This is a genomic window from Aeromonas sp. ASNIH7, assembly GCF_002903485.1.
Taxonomy (GTDB): domain Bacteria; phylum Pseudomonadota; class Gammaproteobacteria; order Enterobacterales; family Aeromonadaceae; genus Aeromonas; species Aeromonas caviae.
Genome location: NZ_CP026226.1, coordinates 3,788,491 through 3,803,183 on the forward strand (window position 1 = coordinate 3,788,491; position 14,693 = coordinate 3,803,183).

8 protein-coding genes, 2 tRNA genes and 1 pseudogene are annotated in these 14,693 nt (G+C 61.8%); 6 read left to right on the forward strand and 5 right to left on the reverse strand.

Going from position 1 to position 14,693, the window contains the following annotated elements:
* The first annotated feature begins 50 nt into the window (after positions 1-50).
* A complete protein-coding gene (locus C2U47_RS17905) occupies positions 51-1,031 on the forward strand; it encodes an IS5-like element IS5 family transposase (RefSeq protein WP_026141915.1) in 981 nt (326 codons plus the stop codon).
* Positions 1,032-1,321: 290 nt separating this feature from the next.
* On the opposite strand, the gene C2U47_RS17910 is transcribed toward C2U47_RS17905, so the two are convergent.
* Together C2U47_RS17910 and C2U47_RS17915 are read right to left on the reverse strand one after the other, a co-directional pair.
* Complete coding sequence (locus tag C2U47_RS17910) at positions 1,322-1,600, reverse strand: peptidylprolyl isomerase (RefSeq protein ID WP_010674120.1); 279 nt, start codon at positions 1,598-1,600, stop codon at positions 1,322-1,324.
* A 59-nt stretch (positions 1,601-1,659) separates the two neighbouring features.
* A complete protein-coding gene (locus C2U47_RS17915) occupies positions 1,660-2,055 on the reverse strand; it encodes a hypothetical protein (protein ID WP_010674121.1) in 396 nt (131 codons plus the stop codon).
* Between the two features lie 536 nt (positions 2,056-2,591).
* Between C2U47_RS17915 and tamA the strand changes: the two genes are divergently transcribed.
* Positions 2,592-4,367, forward strand: a complete 1,776-nt coding sequence (tamA, locus tag C2U47_RS17920; RefSeq protein ID WP_029314252.1) for an autotransporter assembly complex protein TamA — start codon at positions 2,592-2,594, stop codon at positions 4,365-4,367.
* A 76-nt stretch (positions 4,368-4,443) separates the two neighbouring features.
* Entirely contained in the window at positions 4,444-8,217 is a 3,774-nt protein-coding gene (gene tamB / locus C2U47_RS17925) for an autotransporter assembly complex protein TamB (RefSeq protein WP_029314254.1), read from the forward strand.
* 204 nt (positions 8,218-8,421) lie between these two features.
* Here tamB and C2U47_RS17930 read toward each other — a convergent pair.
* Both C2U47_RS17930 and C2U47_RS17935 read right to left on the reverse strand, forming a co-directional pair.
* A tRNA-Tyr gene (locus C2U47_RS17930) sits at positions 8,422-8,506 on the reverse strand.
* 31 nt (positions 8,507-8,537) lie between these two features.
* Positions 8,538-8,622, reverse strand: a tRNA-Tyr gene (locus C2U47_RS17935).
* A 126-nt stretch (positions 8,623-8,748) separates the two neighbouring features.
* On the opposite strand from C2U47_RS17935, the gene C2U47_RS17940 reads away from it, so the two are divergent.
* Positions 8,749-9,261 (forward strand): VC2046/SO_2500 family protein, encoded by a 513-nt coding sequence (locus C2U47_RS17940; RefSeq protein WP_010674125.1) that lies wholly within the window; start codon positions 8,749-8,751, stop codon positions 9,259-9,261.
* 63 nt (positions 9,262-9,324) lie between these two features.
* Here the strand turns inward: C2U47_RS17940 and hpf are convergent, their stop codons facing one another.
* Complete coding sequence (gene hpf, locus C2U47_RS17945; RefSeq protein WP_010674126.1) at positions 9,325-9,657, reverse strand: ribosome hibernation-promoting factor, HPF/YfiA family; 333 nt, start codon at positions 9,655-9,657, stop codon at positions 9,325-9,327.
* A 392-nt stretch (positions 9,658-10,049) separates the two neighbouring features.
* On the opposite strand from hpf, the pseudogene C2U47_RS17950 reads away from it, so the two are divergent.
* Positions 10,050-12,568 (forward strand): annotated as a pseudogene (locus C2U47_RS17950) (bifunctional diguanylate cyclase/phosphodiesterase).
* 83 nt (positions 12,569-12,651) lie between these two features.
* Positions 12,652-14,568 (forward strand): transglycosylase SLT domain-containing protein, encoded by a 1,917-nt coding sequence (locus tag C2U47_RS17955; protein ID WP_029314258.1) that lies wholly within the window; start codon positions 12,652-12,654, stop codon positions 14,566-14,568.
* Positions 14,569-14,693: the final 125 nt, after the last annotated feature.

Below are 14,693 nucleotides of genomic sequence, written 5' to 3' on the forward strand. Positions count from 1 at the left end.
CCTGATATGAGATCATGTTTGTCATCTGGAGCCATGAAAAAGGGTTCATCATGAGTCATCAGCTCACCTTCGCCGACAGTGAATTCAGCAGTAAGCGCCGTCAGACCAGAAAAGAGATTTTCTTGTCCCGCATGGAGCAGATTCTGCCATGGCAAAACATGGTGGAAGTCATCGAGCCGTTTTATCCCAAGGCTGGTAATGGCCGGCGACCTTATCCGCTGGAAACCATGCTCCGCATTCACTGCATGCAGCATTGGTACAACCTGAGCGATGGCGCGATGGAAGATGCTCTGTACGAAATCGCCTCCATGCGTCTGTTTGCCCGGTTATCCCTGGATAGCGCCTTGCCGGACCGCACCACCATCATGAATTTCCGCCACCTGCTGGAGCAGCATCAACTGGCCCGCCAATTGTTCAAGACCATCAATCGCTGGCTGGCCGAAGCAGGCGTCATGATGACTCAAGGCACCTTGGTCGATGCCACCATCATTGAGGCTCCCAGCTCGACCAAGAACAAAGAGCAGCAACGCGATCCGCAGATGCATCAGACCAAGAAAGGCAATCAGTGGCACTTTGGCATGAAGGCCCACATTGGTGTCGATGCCAAGAGTGGCCTGACCCACAGCCTAGTCACCACCGCGGCCAACGAGCATGACCTCAATCAGCTGGGTAATCTGCTGCATGGAGAGGAGCAATTTGTCTCAGCCGATGCCGGCTACCAAGGGGCGCCACAGCGCGAGGAGCTGGCCGAGGTGGATGTGGACTGGCTGATCGCCGAGCGCCCCGGCAAGGTAAGAACCTTGAAACAGCATCCACGCAAGAACAAAACGGCCATCAACATCGAATACATGAAAGCCAGCATCCGGGCCAAGGTGGAGCACCCATTTCGCATCATCAAGCGACAGTTCGGCTTCGTGAAAGCCAGATACAAGGGGTTGCTGAAAAACGATAACCAACTGGCGATGTTATTCACGCTGGCCAACCTGTTTCGGGCGGACCAAATGATACGTCAGTGGGAGAGATCTCACTAAAAACTGGGGATAACGCCTTAAATGGCGAAGAAACGGTCTAAATAGGCTGATTCAAGGCATTTACGGGAGAAAAAATCGGCTCAAACATGAAGAAATGAAATGACTGAGTCAGCCGAGAAGAATTTCCCCGCTTATTCGCACCTTCCTTAGTTAAACCGTCAGCACCCTACAGCGCATTTCTCAGTTGGTGCATACTTGAGGATGATGAGCTTGGTCCTTTATTGAATGACTTTATTGGTGTTGCTGAGTAGCAAGAAAAAGAGCTGGCGTATACGCCAGCTCTTTTTCACTCAACTCCGATATAAAACTTTGATCAGGTGGAAGCCGAACTTGGTGCGCACCGGCCCCAGCACGGTCAGCAACTCCCCCTTGAACACGGCATCGTCGAAGGACTTGACCATGTCCCCCTTGGAGAACTCCCCCAGATCGCCGCCACGCTTGCCGGAAGGGCAGGTGGAGAAACGCTTGGCCATCTGGCTGAAGTCGGCGCCCTTGGCGAGCTTCTCCTTGATCTCCAGACACTGTTTCTCGGTCTTGACCAGAATGTGCTGGGCACAGGCTTTTTTCATCGGAATGCTCCTCGGCGAGGGGAAAGGGGGCGCAAGATTACTGCAATTGCGCCTCCGCGTCAGCCCCTCGGGCGCGAGACCCGGCTCCGGGGGCCGGTGGCCAGGGGGACCCTGGCCCGGGATTGCCAGAGGATCTCCAGCCCCAGCAGGGCATAGAGGCTCCAGATGGCCAGGGGATTGAGCCAGTTGCCCCCCATCTGCAGGGTGGCCAGGGCTGCGCTCACCAGCAGCAGGACTATGCCGGGCAGGCGCCAGTGGACAGGCAGGGGGGCGAGCAGGGCCATGCCCAGCAGCAGGGCCAGGCCAAAGGGCAGATTGAGCGCGGTGAAGGCGAGAGCCTGCTGGCCGTTCATGCCGGTCAGCAGGGCCAGCAGGGCGCTGCAGCAGGCCAGGAAGGTGATGAACTCGAGTCGGTCGGCGATGTAGTCAGCCAGTTGTTCGCTACGTAGGTGCATGGGGTCTCTCCTGCGATGATTGGGATCAGTGTGGGACAGGCAGGAGCGCAGGGGCAGCGGGATAAATCGATTGAATTGAACGAAGCTTTAGTGCCATCTATTCAAGTGATTGATTTAAACTTATTTTCCTGTTCAATAGCAGGCAGGGCGGGGAAGAGGGCACGGAGCAAGTCGAGGGGGACGGGTTGACGAAACCCGCCGGATGCGGGGTGTCCGACAAGGGTTGTCGCGAAGAACCGGACCCTGCTGCCAGCCCAAGGCCGCCAGGGGAGATCCGGCGTGGCGGGGCAGGTGGTGGCGTTTTGTTCACCCCTTGCCCGGATTGTGCGCAGTTTGGCTCCTCACACCCGGCTGGCTCCTTGCAGGGCCGAAGCGATCCCCGCACCGGGGGCGGCAGAGCGGCACGCAAAGGGGCCCCGAGCGTGGGATTTCGCCGTCGCGATTATGCTAGGATGAGCGGCACTCGCCCGGGATGAGTCTCGGTATCGTACTAAATAACACAATCTTTAAATCATGTTATTCGGGGAAAATGACGTTTGACAGGATGCTATCCTACTTTTCTCACCGGGAGCACTTCATCCGGGCGATCCCGTCGCCCCGGGCCCGGTCTCTTGCTGCTTGCCCTCGCTCTCTGGCTGATGGCGATGCCCGTCATGGCGGCCAAGTTGACCTACCAGATCAAGGGGGTCAGGGGAGAGCAGAAAGACAACGTCGAGGCCTACCTCAACGCCCTGCCCGTCTATCAGGAACGCCAGTACCGCCCCGCCCGCGCCAAGATCACCGAGAGCGTACAGAAGGCGCTGCAGGTCTATGGCTACTACCAGCCCAAGATCACCCTGAACCGCGACAAGAAGACGCCCGCCAAGGTGGTGATCGAGATTGAGCGGGGGGAACCCGTGATCATCTCGCGCCTCGACATCCTGCTGGAAGGGGATGCGGGGAGCGACGAGGTGTACAGCGAGCTGCTGGACAAGCTGCCCCTGAAGGAGGGAGATCCCCTCAACCACGGCAAATATGAATCCATCAAGGCGGATCTCGGCAGTCTGGGGCTGGCCCGCGGCTATTTTGACGCCAAGATCAGCAAGAGCCAGGTCAAGGTTTTCCCGGAACAGGGCAAGGCGGAGATCTACATCCTGTTTCGCTCTGGCCCGCGTTACCATTTCGGCGAGATCCGCTATGACGCGACGCCGGAGGCACTGCACCTGATCCGCCCGCTCATCAACATCAAGAGCGGCGACCCCTATCTGGCGATCCGTCTGGCGGAGATGTCCCAGGATGTCTCCTCCACCAAGCTGTTCAAGCAGGTGGACATCAAACCCCTGATCAGCCAGGCCGAGGGCAACCGGGTGCCGGTGCAGGTGACCCTCTCCAACCGGGTCGATCACGAGATTGAGACCGGTATCGGTTATGCCACGGACGTGGGGCCGCGCCTGAGTGCCACCTGGGAGAAACCCTGGGTGAACCGCTATGGTCACCGCCTCTCCAGCACCGCCAAGATCTCGGCGCCGGAAGCGGAGCTCAGCTTCGACTACCAGATCCCGGTGGGCAACCCGCTACGGGATTACTACTCCCTGCAGGCGGGCTATCAATACACCGACAACAACGATACCCGCTCCGATCTGGCCACCTTCGGGGTGCACCGCTGGACACGCCGACCGGAGAGCTGGGACAGGGACGTCTTTGTGCGCCTGGAGAACGAGCGCTACGTCCAGGGTCAGGACGAGGGGAACAGCCTGCTGCTGATCCCCGGTGTCTCCTGGTCACGGCTGCGGGTGCGCGGCGGTCTGGTGCCGGATTGGGGGGATCGCCAGCAACTGACGATGGAGTTCTCGAGTCCCTATTGGGGGTCCGACATCAGCTTCATGCGGGTGTGGGGGCGCAGCAAGTGGCTGCGCACCCTGGGCGAAGATCACCGTTTCCTGATGCGGGCCGAACAGGGGGCCATCGTCGGGGATGATTTCTCCCTGGTCCCCCCCTCCCTGCGCTTCTTCACCGGCGGCGATCAGACGGTCCGGGGCTACGGTTACGAGACCATTTCGCCACGGGGGGACGATGGCAAGCTGACCGGCGGACGCTACACCAGCGTCGGCAGCCTGGAGTACAACTACCGCTTCAGCGAGAAGTGGCTCGGCGCCCTGTTCGTGGACGCCGGGACCGCCACCGTCGACTACAGCGAGGCCTGGAAGATAGGCACCGGGGTCGGGGTGCGCTGGGTCACCCCCATCGGTCAGGTCAGGCTCGATCTGGCGGTGGGCATCTCCGAGGAGGACAAGCCGCTGCGGCTGCACTTCGCGCTGGGGCCGGAACTATGACCCGGCAACCAGGCGCACATCCTCTTCTTTCTCTTTTCTGGCCGCTGCGGCTGCTTTCCTTGCAGGGGTCTGCATCGTGATCTGGGTAAAACGCATTTTCTTGTGGCTCATGGGCCTCTTCTTCCTGCTGCTCATCGGCGTCAGCCTGCTGGGCTTCACCCATCAGGGCAACAAGTGGCTGTGGCAACAGGCCAGAGCCGCGCTGCCCTCCCTCAAGGGGGAGCTGGTGGCGGGGCAACTCGGGTATGGCTGGACCTTCGAAGGGGTTGGCTGGCAGGACGAGCTGGTGGATGTCACCGTGGAGCGGGCCGTGCTGGACTGGGATCTGGGCAAGCTCCTGCAGGGCAAGCTCTGGATCAAGTCTCTGGCGGTGACTCGCCCCATGGTCCGGGTGGCGGAGTCCGAGCCGGTGCCGGAAGAGCCGTCGGAGCCCTTCGTCTGGCATCCGTTGCCGCTCAAAATCCAGGTCGACAGCCTCAAGGTTGCCGATCTCGATGTGGCGGTGCCCGGTGTGACGATCACCCTCAAGGATCTGGACATTGGCGCCGCCCTGGATCGCGCCGGGCTCATCGTGCGCGGCCCCGTGCTCGATGGCCTGAACGTGGTGCTGGCACCGTCCCCGGTGGAGGCGGCCAGTGACAAGGGCGCCAAACCGGCGGATGAGAAAAGCGCCACCCTGGCGGTCGGCGAGGGCAAGGCTGCCCCCGGTGACAAGACGCAGGCCGCAAGCAAGCCCGAGCCCATGGTGCTGCCGGCCGTGCGCCTGCCTTTCCCCATCCAGCTGGAAGGATTACAGGTCACGGCGTTTCGCTATCAGCAAGGTGAGCTGGTGGAGGGGCTCGACAACCTCTTGCTGTCGGCCACCGCCGAGGAGGAGCGCATCGACATCCGGGAGCTCTCCTTGCGCCATGCCATGGCAGATCTGGCCTTGAGTGGTCAGGTGCGCCTGCACGAGGATTACCCCCTCGCCCTGACTCTGGATGCCAAGGCGCGTCAAGGGCTGCTGGACGGGGAGCTCAAGGGGGAGCAGGTCAATCTCGTCCTGGACGGTTCTGTGGGCAAGCTTGGGCTGGCACTCAAGGCCAAGGGGCCGGTGGGCGCCAATCTCAAAGGATCCCTTGCGGCCCTCGACCCGGATCTGCCCTTCGATCTGGCGCTGGACTGGAAGAGCCTCTCCTGGCCCCTGCACAAGCCTGCCAAGGATGAGCCCAGCTATCGGCTGGACAAGGGTACCCTGAGCGCCAAGGGCAAGCTCTCCGGTTACCAGTTTGCGCTCAACACCGCCGGCAAGGGGACCGATGTGCCCCCCTTCAAGGTGGCCCTCTCGGGCAAGGGGGATCTCAACCAGCTGAGCCGTATCGAGCTGCTGCTGGGGGCCCTCAAGGGGGAGCTCAAGCTCGACGGCAAGCTGGCCTGGAGCAAGGGGGTCCAGTGGCAGGGGACGACCGAATTCAAGGGGATCAACCCGGCGGAGCTGGTGCCCGAGATCAAGGGGGCACTGGCGGGCAAGATCACCAGCCGTTTCGATCTGGATGAGGCGGGCCACTGGCAGCTGGCCCTGCCCGAGCTCAAGGTGGATGGCAAGCTCAACCAGTATCCTCTGGCCTTGCAGGGCAGGCTCAGCGGCAACGACAAGATGGAGTGGACCATCCCGGCCCTGGCGCTGCAAAGCGGCCCCAACCGGCTGCAGGCCAAAGGCTCGCTCACGACCCAGGCCTGGAAGCTGGATGCGGCTCTGGATGCGCCCAAGCTTGGGGGCATCTATCCGGGTCTGGGAGGGGACATCAAGGGCCAGGTGCGCGTCACCGGCAACCAGCAGGCGCCGCGCGTGAATGCCGATCTGGTGTCGGGCCGACTCGCCTACGCGGGCACCGTCCTCAAGGAGACCGTCATCAAGGCCAACGCCCTGGTCGGGGAGAAGCCCGCCGGTGAGGTGGCGGTGACGGTGGCGAGCCTGGCGCAGGGGGAGACCAAGCTCTCGCAAATCGCCCTGAACCTGAGCGGCGATCTCGATCGCCACGGGCTCACCTTGACCATGAAGGGGGATCCCCTGGCGGCAGACCTCAGCCTGAATGGCAGCCTGCGCGGTGACCACTGGCGTGGCGCCCTTGCCGAGCTGAAGCTCAAGACCCCCCTCAAGCGCTGGGCGCTGACCGCCCCCTGGTCTCTGGACCTGGATCTGCCGAAACAGCAGCTAACCATGGGGGATCTCTGCCTCGCGTCCCAGAAGGCCAGTCTCTGCGTCAAGGGGAGCCGGATAGCCCAGTCCCAGGGCAATCTGGAATTTGCCCTGAACGAATTTGATCTCAAGCGGCTGCGCCCCTGGTTGCCGGACAATTTCCGCTGGCAGGCGGTGCTGTCGGCCGACGGGCGCGCCAGCTGGCGCGGCAACCAGCCGACCCTGCACGCCACCGTGCGTACCACGCCTGGGACCTTCGTCGCCGACGAACTCAAGACCGACTACCAGCGCCTCGAGCTTGGGATCGATTTCGAGCGCCAGCAGGCCGCCATCCGGGTCGATTTCGCTTCCGAGCAGATCGGCAACATCGACACCGATCTGCTGATCCGGGATCCCGCCGGCCGCGGCAACCTCGGCGGTCAACTCAGGTTTGACGATCTGAAGCTGGCGACCTTTGCGCCCCTCATTCCCGAAGTGCGCTCCCTGCAAGGGGTCATCTCGGCGGATGCCCGCTTCGACGGCACCCTGGCTGCCCCCCTGCTGTATGGCGAGCTGAACCTGAAGGAGGGGGAGGTTCAGACCCACTCCGACATGGTGACCCTCTCCAAGCTGGTGACCCGCCTCAAGATAGATGGCAACCGGGCCGAACTCGACGGCTCCATGATGGTGGGCAAGGGCCCCCTGGTGCTGGGGGGCTGGCTGAGCTGGGCCCAGCAGCCGGTGACCGGCAGCCTCACCATTCAGGGCAAGGAGTTGGAAGCCCAGTACCCGGGCATGGGCCGGGTCAGGGTGACACCTGACATCGCCATCTCTCTCGGGGAGGAGACCAGGGTGACCGGTCAGGTGGACATCCCCTGGTCGCGCATCCTGGTCAAGAGCCTGCCAGACAGCGCGGTAGCGGTCTCCGATGACGTCACCGTCATCTACGACGATCTGCCGCCGGTCCCCAAGGCAGCACCGCTGCCCATGGAGATCAGGCTCGCCATCCGGCTCGGGGACGACGTCCGCCTTGAAGCCATGGGACTCAAGACCAAGGTGGGAGGGGCCCTCAACATTCGCCAGGATCCCTCCAAGCCGCTCTCGGGCAACGGGCAACTGGAGCTCAGGGACGGGCGCTTCAAGGCCTATGGCCAGAACCTCATCATCAAGGAGGGGTGGATCCTCTTCTCCGGTCCCATCGATCAGCCCTATCTCAACATCGAGACCTATCGGGATCCGGACACCATCGAGGACAACGTGACCGTCGGGGTGCGGGTGACGGGGCCGGCCGCCAAGCCGAAGATCACTGTCTATTCCGAACCGCAGATGGCGCAGTCCGAACAGCTCTCCTATCTGTTGCGGGGCAAGGGATTGCAGACCAGCGGCGAGGATGGCGGCTTCAACGGCCTGCTGGTGGCGGGGGCCGTGAGCCAGGCGAGCGGCGTGGTCTCCAGCATCGGGGAGTCCCTCGGCATGAGCGACGTGGCCCTCGATACCGCAGGCAGTGGCGATGACACCCAGGTGACCCTGTCGGCCTACCTGCTGCCCGGCTTGCAGTTCCAGTACGGGGTCGGGGTGTTCAGCCCCATCGCCGAATTCAAGCTGCGCTACGAGCTGATGCCAAGGCTCTATCTGCAGGCCATGAGCGGGATGGCCCAGGCGGTGGATATCTTCTATCGCTTCACCCTGTAAGGGGCGCGGATGACAAGACAGATGCCTGGGGGGACGCTTATTCCCCCCTGCCCGACCTGCTGATGACAGCTGTCGCCAGCAGGTTCGGGGTGAGAGCGTGCATATATTGACGGGAGGCCTGGCCTCCCGTTTTTTTGTAGAAGAAGGGGATTTGTGGAAGGCAGAAAAGCGAAAACCCGGCACAAGGCCTGGTTCTCTGAAATATGGTGGAGGGAGAAGGATTCGAACCTTCGAAGGCAGAGCCGTCAGATTTACAGTCTGATCCCTTTGGCCGCTCGGGAACCCCTCCACGGGGCATGACCTGATTGTGCGCACTTGAATGGTGGAGGGAGAAGGATTCGAACCTTCGAAGGCAGAGCCGTCAGATTTACAGTCTGATCCCTTTGGCCGCTCGGGAACCCCTCCCCAAGTGCGAGGCGCATACTAACAGATCTGTCGCGCTTGTGAACCCCTCTGCCGGGATTTTTAATGCTTAAAGGATCGGGTTGATGGCCGATAAGCAATGAAACCTTCATTTCCAAGATTTATCTCATGCTGCCCAGTGCGATTCGTGACCGCTTGCTCGTGGATGAGGCCCAGTTGGGCCAACGGCTCAACCAGGATCTCCGTGCGGGGGACCGTGCCGACTTCAGGCTGCATCTGGCGCTGCTGACTGATGCAGTGGAAGAGCAGCCCTGGTTTGATGCCCCGCCCAAGCCTGCGTCGGGTGAGCTGGATTGGCGCTCTCGTTTCGGTCTGATGCCCCGGGCGTCCCTGCAAGGCGGGGTGGAAGAGAGCGATGCCACCAGCCTCAACGAACGTCTGCAACAGGGCGGGTGCATGACGGATGTGAGACTCTGGCTGGCGCTGCGCTCCCCGCCACTGGTGAGCCGAACGCCCGCGCTGGATCCCGCGGTGTACGACAACCTCTCGGCACTGGGTCGCGAGCGATGGCAGGCCCGACCTATGGGCGCTGACCCCAGGGAGGAAGTTCCGCTGATGATGCTGCCGCTGCTCGATGAGCTTGCGCAAGGGGTGGATGCCAGGCTGCGCTGGCTGGGGTGACGGCACGGTAGAATGCAAAAAGGCGGGATAACCCGCCTTTTGCTTTATGAGTGGTGAACCTTGTCAGGCGTCTGCTTCGTCCGGTTGAGGCACTTCCTTGCCGGCGGCACGACGGGCGATGGGTTTTTCCGTGTGACGGTTGAGCTGGCGTTCCAGCTTCTGGCCCAGGTCCGTGATGGCGGCATAGAGATCCTCGTGCTCTGCCTGCGCAAACAGTTTGCCGTTGGGAATGCCGATAGTGGCTTCGACGATATACATCAAACGCTCTTTGGAGATGATCACATGGGGTGTGATAAGAGGCACCTGAAGACGCTCGAGCTTTTCAAAACGGGATTCAATGCGCTCGCGGATGGCTGGGGTGATGTCGATGATTTTACTGGTCATTTCGATTTTCATAATGGCCCCCTTCGGGTCGTCTTGCTTGTGTCTTCACCTCCAGATTACCCATGTCGCCAAATCAAAATGTGATCTATGTCACGAAAAATCCCCTTGGGAATCCCGCTGTCCATAAATTGTGAGCTTTTCCCGTTTCATGCCAAAAACCGCTTGAGCTCAGTGAAACAGGCAGGCAGTATCAGCAAATAGGATCGTTTCTGTCCCCCCTCGGCAGCGCCTTGTGTCGACCCGATGTTTGGTTTTTGCCGCATAGTCTCGAATTTTCTCCACCCACATCGCCTCATCGCATCGCAAAATCATTGCCATGCGCCGGTGGAGATATGCGCGCAAACGGATATGCTTTTCTGCAGGAGTCGGGGTGGATAACGTGGTTGTAGTGGTTGGAGTCGTAGATGAAGCAGCAAGCCACCCAGATGATGTGGTTTTATGATCGGCAGCATGGGCAATGGAGCCTGTCTGATCATGTCTCTTGTGAACCCTGGGCAGGGGAGGGAGCCCACCCCTGGGCCACCCAACTTGAGCGGGAAGATGAAGCGGGTTTCGCCGATTTTCTTGCAAGACTCCACGATTCCGGCCAGCCTGGCCAGTTCATCGGTCACCTGCGCGATGAGGACGGCAAGATACACCATGCGCTCTGGTACGGTCAGTATGTGCCTGCACAGGGGCTCTGTTGTGGCTGGCTTGCCCCCCTTGAAATGATGCATCGCGAGATGGATCGCGCCGACTCCCCCGCAGGCGTGACACCGCCGCTTCCCATGTTGCAGGCCCCCTTGCTGGCCAAGCTGGCGCAGGCGCTCTCCGCCAAGACGGGGCTCGATTTTTGCCAGACCCTGGTCAACGAGCTGGCCCATATCCTGGGAGCCACTGCCGTCTGGCTGACGGAGCGGGTCGGTCTCGACAGGCTCAGGGTGCTGGCGAGCCACGGCATCGACGTCAAGGAGTATGCTCTCTGTGACATGCCCTGCCAGCAGCTCTATCGCCAGGGGGCCTCCTGCGCGGTCCCCGTGAGTGAACCCCTGACCGGGTATCCTGACCTGCCCCCGGGCCAGCACTATTACGCCCAGCCGCTGCTCGATCGCAACGGTCAGATCCTGGGTCATCTCGCCCTGCTGTTCCCAAGCCAGACCCGGACCACGGATCTGGACTCCGTCCTGACCATCTTCTCGGTGCGCATGGTGGCCGAGCTGGAGCGCCTGCAGAGCGATGCCTTGATGCGGCTGTCTGCGGTGGCCTTTGAAACTCACGAAGGGATCATCATCACGGATCCCGAGTTCAAGATCCTGCGGGTCAATTACGCCTTCAGCCAGATCACCGGCTTTGACAACCAGGGGGTGATTGGTCTGCATCTTGGCAACGATCTCTGGTCGGGGCTGGGAGGGCTGGGTTACGAGCTCAACGCCCTGGATCGCTGGCAGGGGGAAACCCTGCGCCTGCACGCCGACGGTCACGCCTATCCCCAGTGGGAGATCGTCACGCCGGTGCAGGATGAGAAGGGGGGGATCAGCCACTATGTCATCTTCTTCGAGGATATTTCCGAGCGCAAGGCGGCGGAGCGCCGCATTCAGGATCTCGCCTTCTATGACGAGCTGACCGGCCTGCCCAATCGCCGTCAGCTGCACGAAACCCTGACCCAGGCGTTCACCGATGCAAATCGCAGTCACCTCATCGGGGCCCTGCTGTTCATCGATCTCGACCACTTCAAAACCATCAATGATTCCCTGGGTCACGCCACCGGCGACTGGCTGCTCAAGGAGGTGGCCAGCCGTCTCAAGCGGCTGGTGCGCCAGGGGGATTGTCTGGCCCGTCTCGGCGGCGACGAGTTCGTGTTGTTGCTGCCCGCGCTCTCCATCAGCCCGCCCCAGGCGGAGATGCAGGCCGACCTCATCGCGGAGCGGCTGATCGGGGAGATCGCCGCCCCCTATGATTTCAGAGGCCAGGTGCTGCACATCGGCGCCAGTGTCGGCATCACCCTCTTCCCCGGTCGGGAGCAGGAGGCGGGGGATCTGCTCAAGCAGGCTGACACCGCCATGTATCAGGCGAAATCGGCGGGCCGCAAGACCCGGCGCTTCTTTGATGCCTCCATGCAGTTGCAGGCCGACCGGCGTCTGCACATTCACAACGAGCTGCGCAGTGCCCTCGACAATGGGGAGCTGACTCTCCACTACCAGCCCCAGCACATGGTAGCGGGGGGGGAGATCATCGGTGTCGAGGCGCTGATCCGCTGGCAACCCCCGGGCGTGCCCTGGTGTCGCCTGCCGAGTTCATCCCCATTGCCGAGGAGACGGATCTCATTGTCGACATCGGTAACTGGGTATTGCACGAAGCCTGTACCCAGTACGTCTCCTGGGAGGAGAACGGGATCCACGTCCCCCAGCTGTCGGTCAACGTGAGCGCCAAACAGTTCCATGCTCCCGACTTTGTCGATCGCATTCACGACGTGCTGGCGGCCACCGGCATGGATCCCGCCTGCCTCAACCTGGAGATCACCGAGTCGGTGGTGCTGGGTCATGCGGAAGACACCATCAGCAAGATGGCGGAACTCAAGACCCTGGGCATAAGCTTTGCCATCGATGACTTCGGGGCGGGGTACTCTTCCCTGAGCTACCTCAAGCGGCTGCCGGCGGACGAGCTCAAGATCGACCGCTCTTTCATCCAGGACATTCCCAAGGATGGTGACAACATGGCCATCGTCGAGGCCGTGATCGCCATGGCCCGCCACATGGGGTTCAACGTGACGGCGGAGGGGGTGGAGTCCCGCCAGCAACTGGAGTTTCTGCAGGCACAGGGCTGCCATTTCTTCCAGGGATACCTCGCCTCCAAGCCGCTCCCTGTTTCCTACCTTGAACGCTATGTCAGCCGCCAGGTACGCGGTGATCGCCCCGTCTGCACCGATAAAAATAGTGTGGCGTAGCCCCCGTGCTTAGCGGGTAGAATGAAGGTATGTCACCACCGCACTTTGACGGTGGTTATGCCTTCAAGGGGAGAATGCCATTCGTGAAAGTCGTGCAGGGAATCATCTTGTCTGCGCTCTGGATGCCGGGGCTGTTGGCTCCTGCCTTCGCGCAGACCATGGAGCAGTCTCTCTATCGCCAGGCCCATGAGGCCGTGCGTGCCAATGATCAGGTCAAATTCAGCCAGCTTCGGGCACGCCTGATCCACTATCCGCTGTTGCCCTATCTGGATTACTACCAGCTTGCGTTCCGTCCCGGGGCGGCAGACTACAACGATGTGACCCGCTTCATCCGCCAGCACGGGGACACCCCCCAGTCCAACCGGCTCGAGCGCAGCTATCTCACCTATCTTGCCCAGAGCCAGCAGTGGTCCCAGTTCCTGCGCTTCTATCCGGCCAAGCCAAGCTCCACCGATCTGCTCTGTCAGCACTATCAGGCCCGCTACTACACGGGGCACCAAAGTGAAGCCCTGCAGGAGGCAGGCAAGCTCTGGTTGAGCGGTCAATCCAGGCCCGATGCCTGCGATCCCCTGTTCCAGCTCTGGCAGCAGGCAGGTCTGCGCACTCAGGAGAAGATCTGGGAGCGTATGAACCTGGCTTTCGAGGCCCAGAACCCCAACCTCATTCGCCACCTCGGGGCCCAGCTCGGCAGCGGCATGAAGGGGTATGGCGATCAGATGATCGCCCTGTATGACCAACCCGTGCGGGCGATGAATCCTGCCAACTTCACGGCGGCGCCCCCGTCGCGGCATCTGCTCTCCCTGGGGCTGGCCCGCTACGCCAACCAGGAGCCCGACGCGGTTCTGCGCCAGCTGGGGGAGATGACCCGTCGCTTCGGCCTGAACCATGCCGAGGTGAGTCGGGTGGAGAAGGCGGCCGCCCGCCGCCTGTTGCTGGACCGATCTTCTGACCAGCGCGCCTGGCTGGATACGGCTCTGGTGCGGCTCAAGGATCCGGAGCTGGTGGAGCTGCGGGCCCGTCTTGCCATCTGGGAGCAGGATTGGCGCGGCCTCGAAGGCTGGGTCAAGCGGATGCCCATGGGGCTGCAAAAAGAGGATCGCTGGCGTTACTGGATGGCGCGCTCGCTGGAGAAACAGGGGCGGCAGAAACCGGCGCGGGACCTCTATCTCGAGACTGCGAGCCTGCGCGGCTTCTACGGCTTCATGGCGGCCCAGCGCACCGGTGTGCCCTATCGCATGAAGAACCAGAGCGTGGCGCACAAGGTGCCGGACTGGCAAAGTGCCAGCCGCCGCTGGCCCTTCCTGCTGCGGGTGCGTGAGCTGCTGGCGATGAACGAGATCACGGCGGCCCGCTCTGAGTGGATCCACAACATGGATCGCAACAGCGTGGCCCAGCGCCTGGAGTTTGGCCACATCGCCCTCAACCAGGGCTGGCACGAGCTGGCGATCCTCTCCAGCATCCGTGCCGAGGCCTGGGATGCGCTGGACCTGCGCTTCCCGCTGCCCCTCAAGCGCACCTTCTCCCAGATGGCACAAGAGCGCACCATGAACACCAGTCTGCTCTACGCCATCTCCCGTCAGGAGAGCGCACTCTATCCCCTGGCCCAGTCACCGGTCGGGGCGCGGGGGTTGATGCAGCTGATGCCTGCCACCGCGAAAGAGACGGCCGGCAAGCTTGGGGTGCCCTATCGCAACGAGCAGCAACTGTTCGACCCGGCCATGAACATTCGACTTGGCAGCGCCTACCTCAAGCGCCTGCTGGATGTGTATGACGGCAACCGGATCCTGGCGGCGGCGGCCTACAATGCGGGTCCTGGCCGGGTCAAGCGCTGGCGCGAGCAGAGCGACAACAAGCCGATGGATGTCTGGGTGGAGAGCATCCCCTATCGGGAGACGCGCAACTATGTCCAGAACGTGCTCTCTTTCGATCTCATCTATCAACACAAGCTGCAGCAGCCCTTGCGTTTCATGTCGGAACGCGAGCTGAATCACGCCTATTGAGTTCGGGGGGCAGTCGTTGTGGCGGCTGCCTCCCATTCTTGCCCCAAAATGGTTATCATCCCTTAAGCTTTGTTACAAAAGGAAACCTGCCAGGTGATCGGGCGCCGCGTCTTGGTCTGTCAGGT